Origin of the sequence: Burkholderia sp. b14, assembly GCF_900156195.1 — a bacterium.
GTDB lineage: Bacteria > Pseudomonadota > Gammaproteobacteria > Burkholderiales > Burkholderiaceae > Mycetohabitans.
On the sequence record NZ_FTPJ01000003.1, the window covers coordinates 2085911 to 2108199 of the forward strand.

The window sequence follows — 22289 nt, forward strand, 5'->3', positions numbered from 1 at the left end:
TATGCTTACTCGGTTTCGCCCATCGCGGCGAGCAGCTCGGCCTGGTGTTCCGAGACGAGTGCGTCGATGAGGGTGTCCAGGTCGCCGTCCATCATCTGTTCCAGCTTGTACAGCGTCACGTTGATCCGGTGGTCGGTTAGCCGGCCCTGCGGGAAATTGTAGGTGCGAATGCGCTCGGAGCGGTCGCCCGAGCCCACGAGACTTTTGCGGGTGGCGGCCTCCTTCGCATGCTGCTCCTGATATTGCTTGTCCTTGATGCGGGCGGCCAGCACCTTCATCGCGCGGTCCTTGTTTTTGTGCTGCGAGCGATCGTCCTGGCATTCCACTACGATGCCAGTTGGGAGGTGCGTGATGCGCACTGCCGAGTCGGTCTTGTTGATATGCTGACCGCCGGCGCCCGATGCGCGGAACGTGTCGATACGCAAATCGGCCGGATTGAGTTCGATCTCGGCGATCTCGTCCGCCTCTGGCATCACGGCGACCGTGCAAGCCGACGTGTGGATACGCCCCTGTGTCTCGGTGGCCGGCACCCGCTGCACGCGATGCCCGCCTGATTCGAATTTGAGCCGCGAATAGGCACCCTGGCCGATGATGCGAACGATCACTTCCTTATAACCGCCCAGGTCCGACGCGCTTTCCGACATCATCTCGACCTGCCAGCGATGGCGTTCCGCATAGCGCAGGTACATGCGTAGCAGGTCGCCGGCAAATAGCGCGCTCTCGTCGCCGCCGGTGCCGGCGCGAATTTCCAAGAAGATGTTGCGCTCGTCGTTCGGATCCTTGGGCAGCAGCATTTTCTGCAAGTCGCACTCCAGTTGCTCCATCCGGCTGCGCGCTGCACTGAGTTCGTCCTCCGCGAAATCCCGCATCGATGGATCGGCCAGCAACTCCTGAGCGGTCGCCTCATCGTTGCGCGCGGTTTTCCACTGCGCATATTGCTCGACCACTGGCGCGAGTTCCGCGTGCTCGCGGGTCAGCTTGCGGTATTGGTCAAGATCGGATGTGACATCTTCGCGCGAAAGCTGTTCGTTTAACTCCAGCAGTCGCTTGGTCAGCTGCTCCAGCTTGGCTTGCATACTCGGTTTCATCGGCGCATCTGGCAAAGGGCGCGAACAGGGTCGCGTTCAATGGAAAACGAAGGCACGCTCGACGATACGCGCGTGCCGGCGGGTGACGAGCGCCACTAACGCTCGGAGAGGCCGGCGTGCTGGTAGAAGCCGGACATCAGCTCGACCAGCTTGTCACGATCGCCGCCGGCCGCGTGGGTCAGCGCATGCGTCGGGCCATGGATGAACTTATTGGTCAGCGCCTGCGACAGTGCCTCGAGCACGGCGGCGGGATCGTCGCCGCGTGCCAGCATTTTCTGGGCGCGCTCCAACTCCACACGGCGCAGCCGGTCGGCTTGCGTGTGCATGTGACGGATCACCGGCACGATGCTGCGTTGCTCAAGCCAGTGCATGAAGGCTTGCACGCGTGTCTCGATAATCGCCTCGGCCTGCGCGACGGCGGCCTGCCGGATGGCATTGCCTTCCCGCACGATCGAGCCGAGGTCGTCCACCGTATAAAGGAACACGTCGTCCAGCTCGGCCACTTCGGGCTCGATGTCGCGCGGCACCGCCAGGTCCACCATGAACATCGGCCGGTGCTTGCGCGCCTTGACCGCGCGTTCCACCGCGCCCAGACCGATGAGCGGCAGGGTAGACGCGGTACACGACACGACGATGTCGAACTCGTGCAGCCGCGACGGCAGATCGGCGAGCATGATCGCCTTGCCGCCGAAGCGCTCGGCCAGCTTGCTGCCGCGCTCCACGGTGCGGTTGGCGACAATCAATTCACGTGGATTGTGCGCAGCGAAATGCGTCGCACACAACTCGATCATCTCGCCAGCACCGATGAACAACACGCGTTGCCCGGCGATGTTCTCAAAAATGCGTTGCGCCAGTCGCACTGCCGCGGCGGCCATCGATACCGAATGTGCGCCGATCTGCGTCTGCCCGCGCACTTCCTTGGCCACCGCGAACGTGCGCTGAAACAACTGGTTCAGATAGGTACCGAGCGCACCGGCTTCTGACGCGGTACGCACAGCGTCCTTCATCTGGCCCAGGATCTGGGTTTCGCCGAGCACCATCGAGTCCAGGCCCGATGCTACTCGCATCGCATGGCGGACTGCTTCGGACTGCGGCAACGCATAGATATGCGGTGCAAGCGCCTCGACCGGAATCCGGTGATAGCTCGACAGCCACGCGATCGCATGCTCACGCGCGGCGCGGTCGTCAGTCGCACAGTAGATTTCGGTCCGGTTGCAGGTCGACAGTATCGCGGCCTCCGCCAGTGCTTGCGGTGCGTGCGCAATACGCGCGACGGCGCTGGTGGACGCGATGCGCGCCTCATCGCGTCGCGCCCACGCGTCCTTGAGCGTGTGCAAGGCTGGCTTGATCTGCTCGAGCGGAAACGCCACGCGCTCGCGCAATGCGACCGGCGCGGTGTGGTGGTTGATTCCGATGGTGAGCAGATGCATTGGTTGCCGTCAAAAGTAGCGTGTCATTATAACTTTTTTGGCTGTTGGCAATCCTGGACGCTGGCGTGCTAAGGGCGGCGCATCGCGGCCGGCTGGCGTTCGATGACGATACCCAATATTCTTGTGCTGAGCGACTTTTCCCGGCGCCGTTCACCTTCCCGATTCGACTAACCGCCGGGATCCTGATTGGCGGCGATCGCCAGTGGCACTGCCACGCGCACGAGCCGCACGTACACGAGATTAATGGCGTGACGGTGTCGGACAGCGGCCAGTCGATTCATGCGAGGCTGCGTCGTCAAGGCTTCACGTTGCAGCGCAAGTTCCTGATCCTGCATCGCCCGCGCAGCACTTTCGGAATGTGCGGGAAACACCGTCGCTATGCGCTACCATATGGAAACCTGTTTCTGATCTCGATGCCTGTTTAAAGCCGTACCCCATGATTCAGGACCGAAACGCAATGCCGGCCGTGGGTGTTCGTCAGGCGAATTCCATGATACTTGGCACAATGCGCTGATGGGCTGGATTGGCACCTTGCTGTTGGGCGCCGCAATTGGCGGCTTTGGCTGGTGGCGCCATCCAGCACGCCGCACGGCGGCACTGCCTGCGCTTATCGTTGGCGCGTTGACCGCCGGCGCGGTTAAACTGGCCGGCAACGCGAGCGGGCTGTTCGAGGATGGCGAAGTGCTCGAATGGTCGCTGTGCGTGCTTGGCGCGATGACGGCCGTGGCCGTGACCGTCTCGCTTGGCTCACATCCTTTTCGCCGATGAACTCAATGAATGTCCGACAACCCGCCGCCGACCAGGCGGTCTCCCTCGCCGAGCGGCTGGCGCGGCTGCGCGATGCGATGAAACGAGCCGTTCTGGCCGCGTATATCGTGCCGTCTGCTGATCCGCACTTGTCCGAGTACCTGCCGCAACGCTGGCAGGGCCGTGCGTGGTTATCCGGCTTCACCGGCTCGGCTGGCCTGTTGGTCGTGACCCCGGACTTTGCGGGACTGTGGACCGACAGCCGCTACTGGGTGCAGGCTGCCACGGAACTGGCCGACAGCGGCATCGAGTTGATGAAGATTCAAGCTGGACAGGCGCAGCCCCATGTGGACTGGCTCGCCGCACACCTGGAACCCGGTGCACGGGTCGGCGTGGATGGCAGCACGCTTGGCTTGGCCGCTGCGCGGGTGTTGCAGGACGCGTTGCAGGCGGCTGGCGTGCAACTGCGCGCCGACGTGGACCTGCTCGAGTTGATCTGGGACGGCCGGCCAACGCTGCCTGGGACGCCGGTGTACGAGCACGATCCCGCCTACGCGCCCGTGACCCGCGCGCAAAAGCTCGACCAGGTGCGCAGCGCGATGCGCGACAAGGGGGCGCACTGGCATTTCGTCTCCACGCTGGATGACATCGCATGGATTTTCAACCTGCGCGGTGCCGACGTGAGCTACAACCCAGTATTTGTTGCGCACGCGTTGATTGGGCCGCAGCACGCGACGCTGTACGTGGCCGACGGCAAGATCGACGCGGTGTTGCGTGAGCGGCTGGCGCAGGACGGTGTGCGCGTCGCCCCATACCGGGACGTGCCGGCGGCGCTGGCCGCGATCGAGCCGGGCAGCACGCTGCTGATCGATCCGCGCCGCGTCACGTATGGGTTGATGCAAGCCGTGCAGCCTGGTGTGAAATTCGTCGAGGTGGTGAATCCGTCGACCTTTGCAAAGTCGCGCAAGATGGAAGCGGAAGCCGTCCATGTGCGCGCGACGATGGAGCAGGACGGCGCCGCGCTCGCGGAATGCTTTGCGTGGTTCGAACAGGCGCTCGGGCGCGAGCGCATCACCGAGTTGACGATCGACGAAAAGCTCACCGCCGCACGAGCACGCCGCCCCGGCTTCGTGTCCCTGAGTTTTCCAACGATCGCCGCGTTCAACGCCAACGGTGCGATGCCGCACTATCGCGCGACGCCGCAGTCGCATGTGCTGATCGAAGGCGACGGTCTGCTGTTGATCGACTCCGGCGGTCAGTATCTGGGCGGCACCACCGATATTACACGCGTCGTGCCGGTGGGCCGGACCAGTGCCGAACAGCGGCGCGATTTCACGCTGGTGCTCAAAGGTATGATTGCGCTGTCGCGCACGACGTTTCCGCGTGGCGTGCGCTCGCCGATGCTAGACGCGATAGCACGGGCGCCGATTTGGGATGCATGCATGGACTTTGGGCACGGCACGGGCCATGGGGTCGGCTATTTCCTGAACGTGCATGAAGGACCGCAGGTGATTTCGCACTACGCGCCAGCCGAGTCCTACACGGCGATGGAAAAAGGCATGATCACGTCGAACGAGCCTGGTATCTACCGTCCCGGCCAGTGGGGCATCCGCATCGAAAACCTGCTGCTGAGCCAGCCGGCGCGCACGACCGAGTTCGGCGAGTTCCTCTGCTTCGAGACGCTGACGCTGTGCCCGATCGATACCCGCTGCATCGAGCGGTCGTTGCTGCGTGAAGATGAAGTGGCCTGGCTCAACGCTTACCACGCGCAAGTGCGTGAGCGGGTCGGCAAGCATTTGAGCGGCGACGTGAAAGCGTGGCTCGAGACCCGTACTGCGCCAATCTGACGCACAAGCGGCCCGCGACCGGATGTCAACGCGTGATCGGCTTGTACCGCAGCCGCTTCGGTGCGGCTGCCTCGTCGCCGAGACGCGCCCGCTTGTCGGCTTCATATTCCTGGTAGTTGCCATTGAAGAACACCACCTGCGAATCGCCTTCGAACGCGAGGATGTGCGTGGCAATCCGGTCCAGGAACCAGCGATCGTGCGAAATCACCATCACCGATCCCGCGAACTCGAGCAGCGCATCCTCGAGCGCGCGCAACGTTTCGACGTCCAGGTCGTTTGATGGTTCGTCCAGCAGCAGCACGTTGCCTCCGGCGATCAGCGTCTTGGCCATGTGCAACCGTCCGCGTTCGCCCCCCGACAGGTTCCCCACCTGCTTTTGTTGGTCGGCGCCGCGGAAATTGAAGCGGCCGATGTACGCGCGCGACGGCGTTTCGTAGCGGCCGACCGTCAGCACGTCCGCGCCGCCGGAAATCTCCTCGAACACCGTCTTGTCGGCGGCCAGCGCATCCCGGCTTTGGTCCACGTAGGCGAGTTTGACCGTGGGTCCGAGCTTGACGGTGCCGCAGTCCGGTTGCTCGCGGCCCGTGATCATCCGGAACAGCGTCGACTTGCCCGCACCGTTCGGCCCGATGATGCCGACGATCGCGCCGGGCGGTACCGAAAAGCTCAGATTGTCGATCAGCAGGCGGTCGCCGAAGCTTTTGCTGACGTTCTGGAACTCGATGACTTCGTTGCCGAGACGCTCGCCCACCGGGATGAAGATTTCCTGTGTCTCGTTGCGCTTCTGGTATTCGACGCTGTTCAGTTCCTCAAAGCGGGCGATACGCGCCTTGGACTTGGCCTGGCGGCCCTTCGGGTTCTGGCGTACCCACTCCAGTTCCTTATGGATCGCCTTCTGACGAGCGGACTCCGCTGCCTCTTCCTGCTTTAAGCGAGTTTCTTTCTGGTCCAGCCAACTGCTGTAATTGCCTTTCCACGGGATGCCGTGGCCCCGATCCAGTTCTAGAATCCACTGCGCTGCGTTATCCAAGAAGTAGCGATCGTGCGTGACGGCCACGACCGTGCCCGGGAAGCGCACCAGAAACTGTTCGAGCCACTCGACCGATTCCGCGTCGAGGTGGTTCGTCGGCTCATCGAGCAGCAGCATGTCGGGCTTTTGCAGCAGCAGCTTGCACAGCGCGACACGGCGTTTCTCGCCACCGGACAAGTGCTCGATCCTGGCGTCCCATGGCGGCAGTCGCAGCGCGTCGGCTGCCACCTCGAGTTGCTGCTCGGCGCTACCGCCTTCGGCGGTGGCCAGGATCGCCTCGTACTTCGCTTGTTCGGCGGCCAGCGCGTCGAAGTCGGCGTCCGGCTCGGCATAGGCCGCGTAGATTTCATCAAGCCGCTGCTGCGCGTGGAACAGCTCGCCGAGGCCTTCTTCGACCGCCTGCTTGACCGTGTGTTGCGGGTTGAGTTGTGGTTCCTGGGGCAGGTAGCCGATCTGGATGTTGGACATCGGGGTGGCGTCACCCTCGATGTCTTTGTCCAATCCGGCCATGATTTTCAGCAAGGTCGATTTGCCCGAGCCATTCAGGCCGAGTACGCCGATCTTCGCGCCAGGAAAGAATGACAGCGAGATGTCCTTTAGGATATGTCGCTTGGGCGGCACGATCTTGCCGACCCGGTTCATGGTAAAGACGTATTGAGCCATCGGGTTTGCGTAATAGAGACGAAGCTGGAGGGGGCAGCTTGGCGCGGGCGCGAAGCGCATGCGCGGCTGACTAAAACCATTATTGTACGGCTCCGGGCGACGATGATGGATCGCATCGGCAGTGTGGTAGCTTGGCCCGCGTGCAAGCGGTGCTATAGAACAAGCTGGGGTGAGGAGCAAGGCGGGGCGCGCCCGGAAGTGAGGGGCTATGCGTCGCTACGATAAGGCAGGATACCGCCGTGGAGCGCGTTGCGGCGCGACACCGCCTGGTCGTGGCCGTAGCATGTTAAATTGCCGTAGTTTGCAGTTGCATTGTGCTGCTGCTACGATTCGATTTTGGGCATTCCCGCTTTTCTTTTCTGATCAACAGACACCGAGGGAGGCGCGGTGATGCTGATACCGCAGATCGCCGTCCCACGTGTGGCGCCACATCATCGTTAGATCGCTGCCGGCGCGGGTTGCCAAGCACCCGCGCGGCCTCCCGACAGATCCGTTGTTTGTCGCCGGTTTATCCGGTCCGCATCGTCTGTCCGTTTCTGTTTCTCTTTTGGGACAGTCCCGCGACCCGCGAGTCGTGGGCGGTTGCAAATGACTCGAAAAAAAATCGACTTTGGCGGACAGGCCTTCAAGGCTGTCCTCGGTTTCACCTTTTCGCATTGGGGCAAGCAGCCCTGGCGGATCGCGGTGATCGCATCACTGGCGTTGCTGTCGGCGCTCGCCGATGTGCTGACGCCGCTTTATGCGGGACGCCTGATCGATGCGCTCGCCACCGGCGCGAGCGGCGCCGCAGGCAAGCAGGCCGCGTGGGGCGCGGCGGTTTCGGCCTTCTGGACTGTTGCGACGCTGGGGTTGGGTGGCATGTTGATGCGCCAGTTCGGTTTTTTGAGCATCATTGCGCTCACGTTAAAAATGATGAGCGAGACTGCGTCCAGCGCGTTCTATCGCGTGCAGCGTTTCTCCGCCGACTGGCACGCGAACAGCTTTGCCGGCTCGACCGTGCGCAAGATCACGCGCGGCATGTGGGCACTGGACCTGCTCAACGACACATTGCTAATCGCGCTGTTGCCGTCGCTGGTGATGCTCGTTGGCGCCACCGTGCTGCTCGGCGTGCAATGGCCGGTGATGGGCATCGTGGTCGGCATCGGATCGATCGCGTATGTCGCAGTCACCGTGATGTTGTCGCTTGGCTACGTGGCTCCGGCCGCGCGGCTGGGTAATGCGTGGGACACGCGGATGGGCGGCGCGTTGGCCGACGCGGTCAGTTGCAATGCCGTGGTGAAGGCGTTTGGCGCTGAACAGCGCGAGGACATGCGCCTTGCCCGTGTGATCGGCAAGTGGCGGCAACGCACGCGCCGTACTTGGATACGCGGCACGATCAGCGGTAGCGTGCGGGGCAGCATGTTGGTTGCGATGCAAGCTGCGATGCTTGGAGCGGCCCTGCTGCTGTGGGTTCGCGACTTGGCCAGCGTAGGCGATATCACCTTTGCGCTGACCATGTTCTTTATGTTGCAGGGGTATCTGCGCGACGTGGGCATGCACATCCGCAACCTGCAGCGTTCAGTCAACGACATGGAGGAACTGGTGTCGTTGCAGGCGCAGCCCTTGGGTATCGACGACAAACCGGGCGCGGGGCGTATCATGATTCGACGGGGCGCGATCTGCTTCGAGCACGTGACGTTCCGATACGGCGCTCACCTGACACCGCTGTACAAGGATTTCTCTGTGCGCATCGCCCATGGCGAGCGTGTCGGCCTGGTCGGCCATTCAGGCTCGGGCAAGACGACGTTTATTAAGCTGATCCAGCGGCTGCACGACGTAAGCGGCGGGCGGATCACGATCGACGGGCAGAATATCGCCAACGTCCAGCAGGCGTCGCTGCGCAGCCAGATTGCGATCGTGCAGCAGGAGCCGCTGTTGTTCCATCGCTCGCTGGCCGAAAACATTGCGTATGCGAAGCCCGGCGCAAGCCGTGCGCAGATCGAGCGTGCGGCGAAGTTGGCCAGTGCTCACGACTTCATCACCGCGCTGCCCGACGGCTACGAGACGTTGGTCGGCGAGCGGGGTATCAAACTGTCCGGTGGCGAGCGCCAGCGGGTGGCGATCGCGCGTGCCTTTCTTGCCGATGCGCCGATCCTAATTTTGGACGAGGCGACCTCCAGCCTAGACAGCGAGAGCGAGGTGCTGATCCAGCGGGCGATGGAGCGATTGATGATGGGGCGTACGACGCTGGTCGTCGCGCACCGGCTGTCCACGGTCCGAACACTGGACCGGCTGCTCGTGATGGATAAGGGGCGGATTGTCGAGGAAGGCAGCCACGATGAATTGATTCGCGTGGAGGGTGGCCTCTACCGACGGTTGTTCGAGCGCCAGGCGCTGGAGTTAACGCGGGGATGGGACGCCACCGGTGCGGCTGTGGGGCGCCGGCAGGCCGCGGTCGCAGACGTGCCGGATGCCGATTGATCGCTGCCGTTGCCTGAGTAGCGGCGGGGACGGCCGCAATGCACGGACATGGCGGCGGGTGACTCGCGGACATCCCGCAATTAACGAGGACCGTTCCGCTCGCGTGCGCCCGCCATCGGCGGGCCTTGCATAGCGGATGTTCGAGGATGTTGGCGGCGTGGCCGGCGTCCGGCCAGCGGCATGGTGTTGTGAAAGCAGCGCTATTGGACCGCGCGCCGGCAACAGCGCGTTAGACGTTGAACAAGAAGTTCATCACATCTCCATCCTGGACGACGTACTCCTTGCCTTCGGCGCGCATCTTGCCCGCTTCCTTCGCGCCTTGTTCTCCTTTGTACGTGATGTAATCATCGTACGAAATCGTCTGAGCGCGGATAAAGCCGCGCTCGAAATCCGTATGGATGACACCGGCCGCTTGCGGTGCCGTATCACCGACATGGATGGTCCACGCGCGCACTTCCTTGACGCCGGCGGTGAAGTACGTCTGCAGCCCCAGCAGCTTGAAGCCTGCCCGGATCACGCGATTCAGTCCAGGCTCGTCCATGCCCATGTCGGACAGAAAAATGCCTTTTTCATCGTCCGGTAACTCGGCGATTTCCGCTTCGATGGCGGCGCACACGGCGACGACCGGCGAGCCTTCCTTCGCTGCGTAGCCATGCACCGCATCGAGGTACGGATTGTTCTCGAAACCGTCCTCCCGCACGTTAGCCACGTACATCGTCGGCTTCGCAGTAATTAGGCAGAACGGCTTGATCAACGCACGTTCGTCCTCGGACAGATCCATCGCACGGACCGGGCGTACCTGGTCCAGCTGTGCGCGTACCTTGTCCAACACGGCTGCTAGCTTGACTGCTTCCTTGTCATTGCCCGATTTTGCCGCCTTCGAATAGCGTGCGAGCGCCTTCTCCACGGTCGCCAGGTCAGCCAGCGCCAACTCAGTATGGATTACTTCGATGTCCGCGAGCGGGTCCACCTTGCCGGCGACGTGAATCACGTTGTCGTCGTCAAAGCAGCGCACCACATGCGTGATCGCATCCGTCTCGCGGATGTTAGCCAGGAACTGGTTACCCAGACCTTCGCCCTTGCTCGCACCCGCGACGAGCCCGGCGATATCGACGAACTCGACGACCGCTGGAAGCACGCGTTCAGGCTTGACGATCTGTGCCAAAGCGTCGAGCCGCGGATCCGGCACCTCGACCACGCCGACATTTGGCTCGATCGTGCAAAACGGATAGTTCTCGGCAGCAATGCCTGCCTTAGTCAGCGCGTTAAAGAGAGTGGACTTACCGACGTTGGGCAAGCCGACGATGCCGCATTTGAGGCTCATGAAATTTCCTGAAGTATCAATCGTTTAAGCGCTGTCTCTATGCGACAGCGGTGGCGATGCCGGGAAAAGGCGGCAGCCAGGCGATGAGAGCAACTCGCACAAATCGGAGCGGAAACGCAGCGATTTTGTATAAATTTTAATCACGAAAATGGCAATTGTAACGTTTTTGGAGGCGCTTCTAGCCAAGGGTGCAGGCAAGTCGGGTATGGTTTTGCGGGACAGGATTTTGTGCGGTCTTTGTCTGTGGGTTGGGAGTGGGACCACCCTGATTGCCGATGATTTCATCGCTATGCGGCGCATACGAAATCTGTATTTCCGCAATGAAGATGATTCTTTTTGCCCGCTGCGAGCGGGTGTTTGCGGCTTGACCAATCAGCGTGGCATAGGGCGCGAACCAGAGCCAGACGACGTTATCGAGCGACGAGAAGCGCGCAACGACTTCGGTTGCAATCAGCGTTTTGCCAATGCCAGTCGGTGCCTGAAGCATGACGGCCGCCGACTACTTGCACAGCGTGTTCAACTCGCCCGGATTCGTTAACCGATTGTAGTCGTCGCGCAGATTCGGGAATCGTTCGACCAGCGCAGCGATATGCCGCTCCTGGAACGGTAACGGGTCGATGCGGCTCATGCTTGAATGCCCCCGAGCTTGCCAAATCGGAAGCCGCGCGTCAGGTCGGACGGCACTTCTCGTAGGTTGTTTTCGTTGACCACATCCACCAATGCCGCTGGCGTCCAGGTATAGACAATGGCTTGTGGATGCTCGGCCAGTGCTTCGCGCAGGGCGGTTTTCATCTTCGCCGTGGTGTTTGGTACATAGATGATGACCTCTTGCATCCAGGCCGACACCGAAATCAGCCTGCCGCGCTCGGACAGAGGATGATGGTGCTTCATCTGGATATACGACCAGACCATGCCATCGTCCAGCCGTTCTTCCAGGCGATGCGTCGGGATGTGGCGGGCACGCACGTATGCGAAATCGCCGCCGAGGCCTTCGACCTGGCCAGCCTTAGCGGACGTGTAGCCTTCGATTGCTCGCCGTACTCGCGTCGCGCACACATCGCGGCACAGGTTTTTGTCCGGCTCGGAATCGGTGGCTTCGGTGTTAGATACCAGAATGAAACGGCGCTCGCCGTCATCTTCCTTGTTGAGTTGCAACATGGCTTGTGCCAGCGTGCCGGAACCGGCAAAGAAGTCGAGAACCAAATCGCCGGGTTTTGTTGCCAAACGCAGGATACGGTCCATCAACTGTAATGGCTTTGGGGTCGAAAATACATCTTCGTTTCTGTCCTTTGACAATATTTCATTGAGCTGCTTTTTTGCGTCTTGTGTGTGGCCTACGGCGTCGTAGGTCCACAGCGTTTGAGGTACGACGCCTTGCTTGACCTCGGAGAGAAACCGTTTGACGGCAGGAGTGTTATTTCCATTTTTCCCCCACCAAATTCGATTATCCGCATCCAATTCAAGGAGTTTTTCCTTTGAAATTCGCCAGTATGTGCCCGCCGGCGGACCTTCGATTACTCGCCCGGAGGGACAGGTTACCGGATACCGACCTGCGCTATATGGATTGCGCGCCGTCATATTTTCGGCCTTCCATACACCACGAGCATCATTATCGAGATTTTTATATGCCTTGTCTTGTTCTGCTGAACGAGGTAAAGGATTCGGTCGCCAAATATTCCGGTCGGCAGCGTAAATTAACACGTACTCATGGTCATCAGAGAAATGAATGGCCGTATTTTTCGGGGAATAGACTTTCTGCCAAATAACATTGGCGATGAAATTTCCTTCGCCAAACACCTTATTCATTAACAATCCGAGGTTAAATAGCTCGTTATCGTCGATGGACACAAAAATAACCCCATCTTCCGTAAGCAGGTCTTTGGCTAGCCGTAGCCGCTGATACATGAACTCCAACCACGTCGAATGCCGATAGCGATTGGTCGAGTCAAAATAACTGTCGTTGTAAACAAAATCTTTACGCCCCGTGTTATACGGTGGGTCAATATAGATAAGCTTGACCTGCCCGGCATAGGTACTGACTAGGTTGCGCAAGGCATCGTAGTTGTCGCCTTCGATGATGAGATTGCGCCATGGTGCCGCACCGCACGACAACGAGGGGCTTAGCTCAAGCGCGACAAAATCGCGGTTCAGTGCCTTGTCTTGCACAATGTTCTTGCTTTCCCAGACTAAGCCATATGGGGTCTGGCGGTCGCGTCGCCTCAACATCTCAATAAGCGTTTCGCGCGGAAGGTTTTCGTACTCCGCTGCATTCAGGCGCGATGCCTTGTCCGAGTCTGCTTGAGGAGCGTTCTGCAAGTTTTGAGTCATCTGCACAAAGTGATGCTATGAAGTCGAAGCCGTGATGATAGATGCTTCGGGGCTGTCGTGATGGCCGTTCTCATGTGAGGAAAAAATTGGCAGCCAGGGTCGAGGATGACGCTACAGCATCCATCCATTTTTGCCGATAACCAGATTTTCTGGATTTTAGCTTCAAAGCATATACAGCATCATAACCTTGTATCTGTTATACGTAATAGGGAACGGGCTGGCATGTGAGGTGGATTATAAGAGATGATCAGAGAAGTCCGGTAATTCTGGTTGCGAATGTGCGTCCGCGCGATGTCATGAATACTCTTTTATGGTGATAATCGAGATTCGTTACTTGGGTTGAAAATTGAGTAAAGAAGATTCAACGAAAAAATCGATGGCTAGATTCATTGCCAACCTCATGAATCCGTCGACGGGTGATGAGATTACACAGATAATCGAGGATTACGGATACGTCGATAACTATGACGCACGGAGTAAATTAAATGGATTGTGTCTTACGTTTGACAACGGAAAACGCATGATAGAGCAAGTGGTGCACGTGGATTACTATGCCGACGAAGTATCTGCCATGCCTGTTCCTATTGCAAAAAAATCAGACACCTGAAGCAATCAATTCGGCGCCATCGCGCGCCACAGAAATTGGGGAAATATTGAGGAGCGTCAGATATTAATACGTTTAATTTGACGAGCTGAGATCAAGATTGGGCCATGAACTGAAAAACGGCCTGGCCGATGCGCTTACTCTGGTTTGTTTATGCTCGTTTTTTTAGGGATGATGCGCGAAGACATCGCGAACTGGCGGCTGCCGTTCCTGGGTGGCTGGCTTGAAAAAACACTATAGCCAGAAAATGGTTCTCGGGACAAGAAAAAAGAATTTCTGAAAATTTGGCGACTGGGAAAATACAAAACAAAAACACGATACCCGCAATCGCGATGTCGTTCGCGATGCTGCGGTGGCGGAACTGCGCCGAGCTGAAGCGCCTCACCCAATCCTTGCCCGATACCGCCGGCATGCCGAGCTGCTGCGCGAGCCAGCGCACGCCTGCTTCGGCAAGCGTGTAAATCAGACTGTTATCAGGTGCCCGCGCTCGCAGTACCTGGCGAGCTAGATACAGCCGGCGCAGCGTGTGCTGCGCCATCAGCCGGGCCGATGGAGCCGGCATCCGCGGCTGCATGTCCGGCTCGCTGGCCGGCTTCCGCAACCAGGGCTGCCAGAGTAGCGCACCAAGCGACTTTGTGGGCAGCCAGCCGAACCGATTGAGCGCGCGCAGTACGCGCGCTTCGTTCTGGCTAGCCACAATCCGGCCGTCCTACGCTGTCACAGTATGTCTCTGCGATAGTTTCGACATTTCCGTATAGCGTGCGCATGCCCATATGTGCCCCTGTATGCTCGAGGTCATACAAGGGAATAAAGCCGCTTCTGCGGCAAGGTCACCATCCCCTTACGTGGTTTGCACGGACACATGGGGATTCGTCGGGTTGGACGCCCGCCGTATCCTTAAAACCAGCGCCCCAAGCTGCGCATGTAGGGATTGCGCCCATTCAGGCGCGACGCCGGTTTCGTCGCGGGTATCGCATACCGCCGTCTTTTGTCACTGCGTCGCACAACCAATGGTGACTCTACGCATGGCAGTCAGGTTGAACCTGCACATGGGTCCCGGCGACGACGCAGAGCTGGTCATCACGATTCTGATGCCGAACGAGGACTAATTTTCACCTGCCCCGCGAAAAAACGCGTGGCATTTCACTACCTCCTCACAAGGAGAGCCGCTATGTATCCAGTCAATCCAGCAACAAGTTTATCGATGAGCACCGACGACTACAGCGGCGTCGATGTTGGCGGCAACCCATATGGCACGAGTCTGTAGTCCGCCGCAATCCCTGGTTGCGGGTTTGAACAGGGAGCCGTATGAGTCAGAAGGGGCGGGCACTGCCGAAGTCCGGCAGTGCCTGATTGATGCATCAACGCTGACGCTTGGCTGTTGCGTTACGCGGTAGATGAGGTATCTTGGCGATGCCCTATTGGGGCAGCATAGGCTCGCTCAAATTTGATGCAAGTTTGCCTCTAGGAAACATGAGGTGACTAGCGCGCTTGCGCGCGCCGAGCGCGACGGCGACGGGATGCGCGACGCATAGCGCTACCCGGGCTGAGCCTCTCGTCGCCGTCCGGGGGGCATCACGCGCCGACTGGATGATGACGCGTCTTACGGAAACGCCGACTGACACGTGAGCTGAAGCTTCTCACGCTGGCCGCGATGCTGGCAAACGAGCGCCTAGTCCTCCCCGTACTGTCGGTATTCGTCGTATCTTGCCGCGTCGGACGGTGTATGCCGGTTTCAATATTTGCATTCGCGGATTCGGTTTTATTTTTTTTCTTGAGAAAACTCTTGACTCGTTTAAGAATGTTTGGCTTTGATGCGAATTGGCTTTGCTGGTCAATAGCCTCTGACGAACCGGTGATATTATGTGCAAATGGCTTAATAGATGATGGAAGGCCGTGATCGTTTATTAATTCCGTTTGCGTGTGGGTTGCCTTGGTTATTCCCTGCTTTAACTGCAACTGCTTTTGGCTGTGTGCATCACTCGCTGCGGGATCCACATCTTTAAATTGACTTTCCAACCATGCTTTAGCCTGCAGTATGCTCTGATTGAGGTCATCGTCCCAAATCTCGTTTATAGAAGAGCGATGGGCTTGAGTCGGTTTTGATTCGGGACTTTGCTTTGCCGGTTGACTCGCCTGGGACGCTGCACTATGGGTAGGTTGAGCCACCGGGCGACCTGCTGACATTGAGGCTCGTACATGTGCTGCGTAGCGCGATGCATCGGTATCGTACTTTGCAGAGCGGCGCTCCGGTGTCCGGGGCTGCTCGTCGTTTTGCGCGCGGTCCTGATGCTGCGCACTCAGTTTATTTTTGTCAAGAGGATTAGCATGTGGATTCTTCAATGCTTTTAAAAATTTGTCGCCCTTTTCTTTGGCTTCTTCTAAATTCGAGAAGCTGGGCACTCTCCTGAGGCTGGTCGGCTGAAAGGATGCTGTATCACGTGCCTGGGAGCTCTCTCCAAGCAGCAATTGGTAAAACTGATCAAGAGTAACGGGTTTCCGTGGTGAAGTTGGCTGCTGTGTCCGCTGGGCAGCACCTCTAAATGGATTGTGGTCTTCTGCGCTGAATGGGTTATCGCTTGCCGAACCTGATACGGCGAGTTGCGTTATGTGCCGATCCGCGAGGGCATTATTTACTTGCATATCGTCAACCAGCATGATTAATTGGAGTTTGCACTTTAACGATTTTGCTTGAGGCGGGATGCCAATTGCGCGATTCCGGGAGGACATAAACGAAGCTACGTAATCATTGATTTGCCTGTGTTTTAATATCCGCCATAATCGGTATATTCTCGGACGGGTGAGGGCTTCATGCAGTTGACGACGCAGTGGTTAATGCAAAAATTGCATCGCAAGCTGTGGCTTGTGTTTGTTGATTAATACATTACGTGCCGTGTACTAGTGTGCTGGACGGGGCGTTCCGCACCGATGTTGTCCGGTGCAATCGTGTACCTGTTCGCCGACCGCAAATGCGGCCCTTGCGCGTAGTATCTCGGCCCGAGATCGCCGGCCCCGGCCGCTATAATGTGCCGATGAATTCCGCACATTCGAACCATCAGGTCATCGTAATCGGCGGCGGGCTGGTCGGTAAGGCCGCCGCGCTCGCGCTGACTCAAGCCGGCCTGCGCGTCGCGTTGCTCGCGCAGCGCGCGCCCGAGCCAAGCGAATATCGGTTCGACACGCGTATCTATGCGCTGTCGTCCAGTTCACAAGCGTTGCTGGAGCGGCTGCGGGTCTGGCAAGCGCTTGACCTGGCGCGGTTGTGTCCAGTGTACGACATGCGTGTGTTCGGCGATGCGCACGCGCAACTCCATTTTTCTGCATTTCAGGCGGCGGTTCCGCAGCTGGCGTGGATCGTTGAATCAAGCTTGATCGAACGCGCGCTCGACGCAGCATTGCAGTTTCAGCCGCTACTGACCTGGTGCGAATCGCGGGCACAGGCACTACAACACCACCCGGAAGCCGTCAGCGTGACGCTGGACGATGCGCGGGTGTTGTCTGCCGACCTGGTCGTCGGTGCGGATGGTGCGCACTCGTGGGTGCGGCAGCAGGTCGGCGCGAAGGTAAAACGGCGCGACTACCGGCAAACGGGTGTTGTGGCGAATTTCCGATGCAACAAGCCGCATCACGAAACCGCATTCCAGTGGTTCATCGACGGCGAGATCCTCGCGTTGCTGCCGTTACCGGACTCGCACGTGTCGCTAGTCTGGTCCGCCCGTACCGAGCACGCAAATGGGTTGCTGCAACTGGACCTGGCCGCGCTGGCCGAACGGATCGAGGCCGCCACGGGCGGTGCTAGTTTGCGTCAGGTCGGCACGCTCGAAGGCGTGACCCCCGCGCGAGGATTTCCGCTGGCGCTGCAGACAGTGGACCGGCTGATCGCACCGCGCGTGGCGCTCGTCGGCGATGCGGCTCACCTGATCCATCCGCTCGCGGGGCAGGGGGTCAACCTCGGGCTGCGCGACGTCGCTGCGTTGCTAGATGTGGTGAACCGCAAGGAACCGTTTCGTGACCTCGGCGATCTGACGCTGCTTAGACGTTACGAGCGTTCGCGTCGCGAGGACATTCAAAAGTTGACTATCGCAACCGATGGGCTGCAGCGGTTGTTTGCGCTGCCGGGCGGTCTGGCCCGTGGCATTCGCAACGTCGGGATGGCGATGGTCGGCGCGCAGCCATTCATCAAGCGCTGGCTGGTGTCGGCTGCGCTCGGCTGACGTGTATGCGCTCAATCAAACAAGGAACCACGATGACACTTCGAATTCGCACGATCGCGCTGACCTCGGTGGCCGGTGCGCTGCTGGCAGCCGCCGCGTTGGCAAGCTATTCCGCATTTGCCGATCCGAGCCTAGATAGCGTGAAGGCCGCGGTGCAGAACCGGCTTGGTTCCGACGCGAGCATCAAGGGCGTGGCTAAGACGCCGATCGCCGGGCTGTACGAGGTCAATCTTGGCAAGGAAATCGTCTATAGCGACGCCAATGCCGATTATCTGGTGCTGGGCGACCTGGTGGAGACTCGCACGCGGAAGAACCTGACGCAGGTACGCAACGACGAGTTGAACAAGGTCGATTTCGCGAGCCTGCCACTGGCCAACGCCGTCAAGGTTGTCAAGGGTAATGGCGCGCGCAAACTCGCAGTGTTCTCTGATCCGAATTGCGGATACTGCAAGCGGCTGGAGACGACGCTGAAGGGACTCGACAATATCACCGTCTACACCTTCCTGTATCCGATGCTTTCGCCCGACTCCGACGTGAAGGCGAAGGCGATTTGGTGTTCGGCGGACCGCGCGAAGGCGTGGCAGGCGTGGATGCTCGATCATCAGTCACCGAGCGGGGCCGGTAATTGCGATACCAGCGCGCTGCAGAAAAACCTGGCGCTGGGCCAGAAGTTGAATGTGAGCGGCACGCCGACGATCATCCTGGCCGACGGGCGCCGGCTCCCCGGCGCGGTGCCGGCCGAGCAACTCGACAAGGCTCTGTCCGCGCAGCATTGACGTTTCGCCCAGTGGCGGTCCGTGGCTCCCGATTCGTTCGTCCGGCCGGCGGGCCGGCGCCTACCTGCGTATCCCGATGAAGCCGATTCGTTATTCCATCATCCCGAAGCACCCGGCTGCCCACTTGTTCGAGGTCACGTTGACCGTGGCGGATCCGGATCCGGACGGCCAGCAGTTTATGTTGCCGGTTTGGATACCGGGCAGTTATCTGGTACGCGAATTTGCACGCCATATTGTGACGCTGAGGGCGACGAACCAGGCCGGCCGTAAGGTCGCCGTCGCCAAGCTGAACAAGAACACGTGGCGTGCAGCTGCCGTGGACGGCCCGTTGACGTTGACCTACGAGGTCTACGCGTGGGACCTGTCGGTGCGCGCCGCGCATCTGGACGAGTCGCTCGGTTTTTTTAACGGTACCAGTGTCTTCCTAGCCGTGGCCGGACGTGAGCAGTGGCCGTGCGAGGTGGAGATCCGGCGACCTGAAGGCAACGCCTATCGCGGCTGGCGGGTCGCTACCGCGTTGCGCGAGGCACGTGGCACGCGTCGTTACGCGTTCGGCTTGTACGTCGCACAGGACTACGATGAATTGATCGACCATCCGGTCACGGTTGGCGAGTTCGAACTGGCCCGCTTTGATGCGCACCGCGTGCCGCACGACGTTGTGATGGCAGGTAAGGTACCGGCGCTGGACATGCCGCGGTTGTGCGCAGATTTGAAGCGGATATGCGAAGCGCAGATTGCGCTGTTTGAGCCACGCACGAAGCGTGCGCCGATGGACCGGTACGTGTTCATGACGCTAGCGGTGGGCGACGGATACGGTGGGCTCGAGCATCGCGCGTCGACCGCACTGATCTGCAAGCGCGATGATCTGCCGGTAAAGGGCAAGCCGCAGACCACGGATGGCTATCGCTCGTATCTCGGCCTATGCAGTCACGAGTATTTCCATACCTGGAACGTGAAGCGGATCAAGCCGGCGGCGTTTGCACCGTACGACCTGACGCGGGAAAACTATACGCCGCTGCTTTGGCTGTTCGAGGGGTTCACGTCGTACTACGAAAACCTCATACTGGTCCGAGCAGGGCTGATCTCGCAGGACGAATACTTTGCGCAGTTGGGCAAGACAATCGGCTCTGTGCTGCGCGGCGCCGGGAGATTGCGTCAAACCGTGGCCGAAAGCTCGTTCGATGCATGGATTAAGTACTACCGGCAGGATGAGAATGCGGGCAATGCGATCGTGAGCTACTACACGAAGGGATCGCTGATTGCGCTGGCATTCGACTTGTCGATTCGGGCGCAGACGCGCCATCGCAAGTCGCTCGATGACGTGATGCGTCTGCTGTGGCAACGCTACGGACGCGACTTCTACGCGGGGCGGCTAACCGGCGTCGAGGCGGCCGATATCCCGGCGTTGTTTGCCGAGGCGAGCGGCGCGGACTTGAGCCGGCTCTTTCGTGACGCGGTGAACGGCACGCGCGATTTGCCGCTGGACGCACTACTCGCGCCGTTCGGTGTTGAACTGGCTGCTGCCGGCACGAACGGCAACCCATCGTTGGGGGCGCGCTTGCGTACCGGCAATGACTGTACGCTTGCGAGCGTCTCCGACGGTGGCGCGGCGCAAAAGGCAGGTTTGTCCGCGGGTGACGTGTTGGTGGCCATTGATGGGTTGCGGGTGCCCGGCAGCGGACCTGATGCGCTGCTGGCACGCTATCGGCCCGGTGACGTGGTGCAGGTGCACGCGTTCCGTCGGGACGAATTGCGTACTGTACGACTCAAGCTGGATGCACCGGAGGTGGTGAACTACACGCTTACGGCACGGACGAGTCCTGCGTCGGCCAAGCGCGCGCGCGACGCGTGGTTGCATGCCGGCCGATGATCGTTCCGCCAGTGCAACAATCCGTGTCGCGCAACCCCCTTTTTCGCGCTGTGCCAAAAACTAGAATGGCTCTTGACCGGGCATGACGCTCGAACTGAACCTGACGGAGCCCAAAATGACTACGATTCTCCAGATCAATTCCGCTGCGCGCACGGAGGCGCAATCCACGCTGTTGGCTAATGAATTGACGGCGAAGCTGCAACAGTCGCATCCGGATGCCACGCTGGTCGTGCGGGATCTGTTGACCGATAGCTTGCCGCACCTGGACGAAGCAGCAATTGGCGCCTTCTTCACGCCGGCAGAACAACGCAATGCGCAGCAGCAGGCGATCATCGCCCGCAGCGACGCCTTGGTGGCGGAGTTGAAGGCTGCCGACATCATTGTCATCGGCGCGCCAATGTACAACTTTGGTATCTCCAGCCAGTTGAAGGCGTATTTCGACCATGTCGCGCGTGCTGGCGTGACCTTCCGCTATACGGCGGAGGGCCCACAAGGACTGGTCACGGGCAAGAAGGTGTATGTCGTGAACGCGCGCGGTGGCAAGTATCTCGGCACGCCGGCGGACTTGCAGACGCCTTATTTGAAAACGTTCCTCGCCTTTATCGGCCTGACCGACGTCACGTTCATCTTCGCCGAAGGGCTGAACCTCGGTGAGCAATCCAAACAAAGCGGCCTGGCGGCGGCGCGCGAGGCAATTGCCGCTCTGTGATGAGCAGTTGCCGGCGTGCGGGCATGACGTCGCCAGTAGCACTGCCAGTTCCGAGCGGTGTTCCGGCCTGCCGACTGGGCGGCCAACGGAACGGCGCCCCGAATGGGGTTGGCTTCCGGCCGCCTCCAATCGGCTTCGGGCAGGCTTATAGCCGGCTCCCGGCAGGCCACAATCGGCTCAAGGCACGCCCCAGTCAACTCATGGCAGGGCACCAGTCGGCTTACAGCACGCGCCAATCGATCGGCTCGCGACCAACCTGGCGCAGATGCTCATTGGCAAGCGCGAAGTGGCGGCAACCAAGGAAGCCGCGGTGCGCCGACAGCGGTGACGGATGCGGTGCTTCGAGAATCCGGTGGCCGCGGCCGTGCAGTAACTGTCGTTTGGCTTGCGCATGCGAGCCCCACAGCATGAACACTAGGCCTTCGTGTTGCGTGGCAAGGTGCTCGATCAGCGTGTCCGTGCATTGCTCCCAGCCACGCTTCGCATGGCTGGCCGCCCGGTTACGCTCGACGGTCAGTACTGTATTGAGCAGCAGCACCCCTTGCCGGGCCCAATGATCCAGGCAGCCATGGCGTGGCACCGCATGGTCGAAGTTCGCTGCGATCTCCTTGAAAATATTGCGTAACGACGGGGGAGGCCGGACGCCGGGGGGGACAGAAAACGCTAGTCCGTGCGCCTGCGGCACGCCGTTGTCCTCGCCGTGATAGGGATCCTGACCCAAGATGACCACCTTGACGTCGTCCGGCGACGTCAGATGCAATGCGCGGAATACGTCCGTCGGATAGACCGTCTTGCCGCTGCTGCGCTCGTAGTCGACGAACTCGCATAGGCGTGCGTATGCCGAACTGCCGATGAACGGTACCAGGTGCGCGCGCCACGCCGGTGGCAGGCTGTCGAATTGTTGTTCGAGGGTGAGTGTCGTGCAAGACGGTGGACATGACCGCGGCGATGGTGCCACCGTGCACTCATGCGGGGGCGGTGGATCGTCGAACAACGACGGTTGCCGAGGGGCAGCCTGTGCGTCGCCGAGCCACGATGGCTGCCGGGATTCGCCGGCGGTGTCGCCGTGCAACGATGATTGCCGATGTTCGGCCCGCGTCTCATCGAGCAACGACGGTTGCTGGCGCTCGGTTCGCTGTTCGTCGGCACCGCGCAATGCGGCGGTGGTGGAGTGTCTAGTGCGGGAAGCCATGATCGCG

Annotated in this window: 19 protein-coding genes; 9 read left to right on the forward strand and 10 right to left on the reverse strand. The window is 60.1% G+C overall.

The features are described from left to right. Nucleotides 1-5: 5 nt before the first annotated feature. The gene (gene prfA / locus B0B13_RS14160) at nt 6-1088 is read right to left on the reverse strand and encodes a peptide chain release factor 1 (RefSeq protein WP_076785546.1); all 1083 of its coding nucleotides are present in this window, start codon (nt 1086-1088) and stop codon (nt 6-8) included. Nucleotides 1089-1183: 95 nt separating this feature from the next. Then, nucleotides 1184-2518: a glutamyl-tRNA reductase gene (hemA, locus tag B0B13_RS14165; protein ID WP_076785545.1), complete on the reverse strand. Its 1335-nt coding sequence runs from the start codon at nt 2516-2518 to the stop codon at nt 1184-1186. Nucleotides 2519-2562: 44 nt separating this feature from the next. Here hemA and B0B13_RS14170 point away from each other — a divergent pair, with 44 nt between their 5' ends. The 3 genes from B0B13_RS14170 (at nt 2563) to B0B13_RS14180 (ending at nt 5112) form a co-directional block, all read left to right on the forward strand. After that, entirely contained in the window at nt 2563-2943 is a 381-nt protein-coding gene (locus B0B13_RS14170) for a hypothetical protein (protein ID WP_076796887.1), read from the forward strand. A gap of 88 nt (nt 2944-3031) precedes the next feature. After that, nucleotides 3032-3286 (forward strand): hypothetical protein, encoded by a 255-nt coding sequence (locus B0B13_RS14175; RefSeq protein WP_076785543.1) that lies wholly within the window; start codon nt 3032-3034, stop codon nt 3284-3286. A gap of 5 nt (nt 3287-3291) precedes the next feature. Next, nucleotides 3292-5112 (forward strand): aminopeptidase P family protein, encoded by a 1821-nt coding sequence (locus tag B0B13_RS14180; protein ID WP_076797338.1) that lies wholly within the window; start codon nt 3292-3294, stop codon nt 5110-5112. 25 nt (nt 5113-5137) lie between these two features. On the opposite strand, the gene ettA is transcribed toward B0B13_RS14180, so the two are convergent. Next, a complete protein-coding gene (gene ettA, locus B0B13_RS14185) occupies nt 5138-6805 on the reverse strand; it encodes an energy-dependent translational throttle protein EttA (protein ID WP_076785541.1) in 1668 nt (555 codons plus the stop codon). A 588-nt stretch (nt 6806-7393) separates the two neighbouring features. Between ettA and B0B13_RS14190 the strand changes: the two genes are divergently transcribed. After that, nucleotides 7394-9265, forward strand: coding sequence for an ABC transporter ATP-binding protein (locus tag B0B13_RS14190; protein WP_076796888.1), 1872 nt, complete (start codon nt 7394-7396; stop codon nt 9263-9265). Nucleotides 9266-9494: 229 nt separating this feature from the next. Here B0B13_RS14190 and ychF read toward each other — a convergent pair whose 3' ends face one another. The 4 genes from ychF to B0B13_RS14205 all read right to left on the reverse strand — a co-directional run bounded on the left by ychF (nt 9495) and on the right by B0B13_RS14205 (nt 12917). Further along, the gene (gene ychF / locus B0B13_RS14195; protein WP_076796889.1) at nt 9495-10589 is read right to left on the reverse strand and encodes a redox-regulated ATPase YchF; all 1095 of its coding nucleotides are present in this window, start codon (nt 10587-10589) and stop codon (nt 9495-9497) included. 178 nt (nt 10590-10767) lie between these two features. After that, nucleotides 10768-11076, reverse strand: coding sequence for a hypothetical protein (locus B0B13_RS14200; protein WP_076796890.1), 309 nt, complete (start codon nt 11074-11076; stop codon nt 10768-10770). Between the two features lie 12 nt (nt 11077-11088). Next, the gene (locus B0B13_RS19560; protein ID WP_255710704.1) at nt 11089-11217 is read right to left on the reverse strand and encodes a hypothetical protein; all 129 of its coding nucleotides are present in this window, start codon (nt 11215-11217) and stop codon (nt 11089-11091) included. Then, nucleotides 11214-12917, reverse strand: a complete 1704-nt coding sequence (locus B0B13_RS14205) for a site-specific DNA-methyltransferase (RefSeq protein WP_076796891.1) — start codon at nt 12915-12917, stop codon at nt 11214-11216. Before B0B13_RS14205 ends, B0B13_RS19560 begins: the two co-directional genes overlap by 4 nt. Before the next feature lie 346 nt (nt 12918-13263). On the opposite strand from B0B13_RS14205, the gene B0B13_RS14210 reads away from it, so the two are divergent. Next, nucleotides 13264-13524 (forward strand): hypothetical protein, encoded by a 261-nt coding sequence (locus tag B0B13_RS14210; RefSeq protein WP_170872443.1) that lies wholly within the window; start codon nt 13264-13266, stop codon nt 13522-13524. A gap of 148 nt (nt 13525-13672) precedes the next feature. Here B0B13_RS14210 and B0B13_RS19565 read toward each other — a convergent pair whose 3' ends face one another. Both B0B13_RS19565 and B0B13_RS18085 read right to left on the reverse strand, forming a co-directional pair. Then, nucleotides 13673-14095, reverse strand: a complete 423-nt coding sequence (locus B0B13_RS19565; protein WP_237573845.1) for a hypothetical protein — start codon at nt 14093-14095, stop codon at nt 13673-13675. A 1001-nt stretch (nt 14096-15096) separates the two neighbouring features. Then, the gene (locus B0B13_RS18085; RefSeq protein WP_139337005.1) at nt 15097-16179 is read right to left on the reverse strand and encodes a hypothetical protein; all 1083 of its coding nucleotides are present in this window, start codon (nt 16177-16179) and stop codon (nt 15097-15099) included. Between the two features lie 374 nt (nt 16180-16553). Here B0B13_RS18085 and B0B13_RS14220 point away from each other — a divergent pair, with 374 nt between their 5' ends. The 4 genes from B0B13_RS14220 to B0B13_RS14235 all read left to right on the forward strand — a co-directional run bounded on the left by B0B13_RS14220 (nt 16554) and on the right by B0B13_RS14235 (nt 21090). Further along, nucleotides 16554-17735 carry a UbiH/UbiF family hydroxylase gene (locus B0B13_RS14220; RefSeq protein WP_076797339.1) on the forward strand — a complete coding sequence of 394 codons (1182 nt, stop codon included), beginning with the start codon at nt 16554-16556 and terminating at the stop codon, nt 17733-17735. A gap of 32 nt (nt 17736-17767) precedes the next feature. Next, on the forward strand, nt 17768-18511 hold the full coding sequence (locus tag B0B13_RS14225) for a DsbC family protein (RefSeq protein ID WP_076785535.1): 744 nt from the start codon (nt 17768-17770) through the stop codon (nt 18509-18511). Nucleotides 18512-18587: 76 nt separating this feature from the next. Further along, nucleotides 18588-20381 carry a M61 family metallopeptidase gene (locus B0B13_RS14230; RefSeq protein ID WP_076796893.1) on the forward strand — a complete coding sequence of 598 codons (1794 nt, stop codon included), beginning with the start codon at nt 18588-18590 and terminating at the stop codon, nt 20379-20381. Between the two features lie 115 nt (nt 20382-20496). Then, nucleotides 20497-21090, forward strand: coding sequence for an FMN-dependent NADH-azoreductase (locus B0B13_RS14235; protein WP_076787467.1), 594 nt, complete (start codon nt 20497-20499; stop codon nt 21088-21090). Between the two features lie 220 nt (nt 21091-21310). Here B0B13_RS14235 and B0B13_RS14240 read toward each other — a convergent pair whose 3' ends face one another. Next, complete coding sequence (locus tag B0B13_RS14240; protein ID WP_306666072.1) at nt 21311-22282, reverse strand: uracil-DNA glycosylase; 972 nt, start codon at nt 22280-22282, stop codon at nt 21311-21313. Between the last annotated feature and the right edge of the window lie 7 nt (nt 22283-22289).

What these genes read in the sequence shown, in the direction of transcription:
- prfA (WP_076785546.1), bottom strand. Translation starts at nt 1,088, where the DNA reads ATGAAACCGAGTATGCAAGCCAAGCTGGAGCAGCTGACCAAGCGACTG.
- hemA (WP_076785545.1), bottom strand. Translation starts at nt 2,518, where the DNA reads ATGCATCTGCTCACCATCGGAATCAACCACCACACCGCGCCGGTCGCA.
- B0B13_RS14175 (WP_076785543.1), top strand. Translation starts at nt 3,032, where the DNA reads ATGGGCTGGATTGGCACCTTGCTGTTGGGCGCCGCAATTGGCGGCTTT.
- B0B13_RS14180 (WP_076797338.1), top strand. Translation starts at nt 3,292, where the DNA reads ATGAATGTCCGACAACCCGCCGCCGACCAGGCGGTCTCCCTCGCCGAG.
- ettA (WP_076785541.1), bottom strand. Translation starts at nt 6,805, where the DNA reads ATGGCTCAATACGTCTTTACCATGAACCGGGTCGGCAAGATCGTGCCG.
- B0B13_RS14190 (WP_076796888.1), top strand. Translation starts at nt 7,394, where the DNA reads ATGACTCGAAAAAAAATCGACTTTGGCGGACAGGCCTTCAAGGCTGTC.
- ychF (WP_076796889.1), bottom strand. Translation starts at nt 10,589, where the DNA reads ATGAGCCTCAAATGCGGCATCGTCGGCTTGCCCAACGTCGGTAAGTCC.
- B0B13_RS14200 (WP_076796890.1), bottom strand. Translation starts at nt 11,076, where the DNA reads ATGCTTCAGGCACCGACTGGCATTGGCAAAACGCTGATTGCAACCGAA.
- B0B13_RS19560 (WP_255710704.1), bottom strand. Translation starts at nt 11,217, where the DNA reads ATGAGCCGCATCGACCCGTTACCGTTCCAGGAGCGGCATATCGCTGCG.
- B0B13_RS14205 (WP_076796891.1), bottom strand. Translation starts at nt 12,917, where the DNA reads ATGACTCAAAACTTGCAGAACGCTCCTCAAGCAGACTCGGACAAGGCA.
- B0B13_RS19565 (WP_237573845.1), bottom strand. Translation starts at nt 14,095, where the DNA reads ATGCAGCCGCGGATGCCGGCTCCATCGGCCCGGCTGATGGCGCAGCAC.
- B0B13_RS18085 (WP_139337005.1), bottom strand. Translation starts at nt 16,179, where the DNA reads ATGCTGGTTGACGATATGCAAGTAAATAATGCCCTCGCGGATCGGCAC.
- B0B13_RS14220 (WP_076797339.1), top strand. Translation starts at nt 16,554, where the DNA reads ATGAATTCCGCACATTCGAACCATCAGGTCATCGTAATCGGCGGCGGG.
- B0B13_RS14225 (WP_076785535.1), top strand. Translation starts at nt 17,768, where the DNA reads ATGACACTTCGAATTCGCACGATCGCGCTGACCTCGGTGGCCGGTGCG.
- B0B13_RS14230 (WP_076796893.1), top strand. Translation starts at nt 18,588, where the DNA reads ATGAAGCCGATTCGTTATTCCATCATCCCGAAGCACCCGGCTGCCCAC.
- B0B13_RS14235 (WP_076787467.1), top strand. Translation starts at nt 20,497, where the DNA reads ATGACTACGATTCTCCAGATCAATTCCGCTGCGCGCACGGAGGCGCAA.
- B0B13_RS14240 (WP_306666072.1), bottom strand. Translation starts at nt 22,282, where the DNA reads ATGGCTTCCCGCACTAGACACTCCACCACCGCCGCATTGCGCGGTGCC.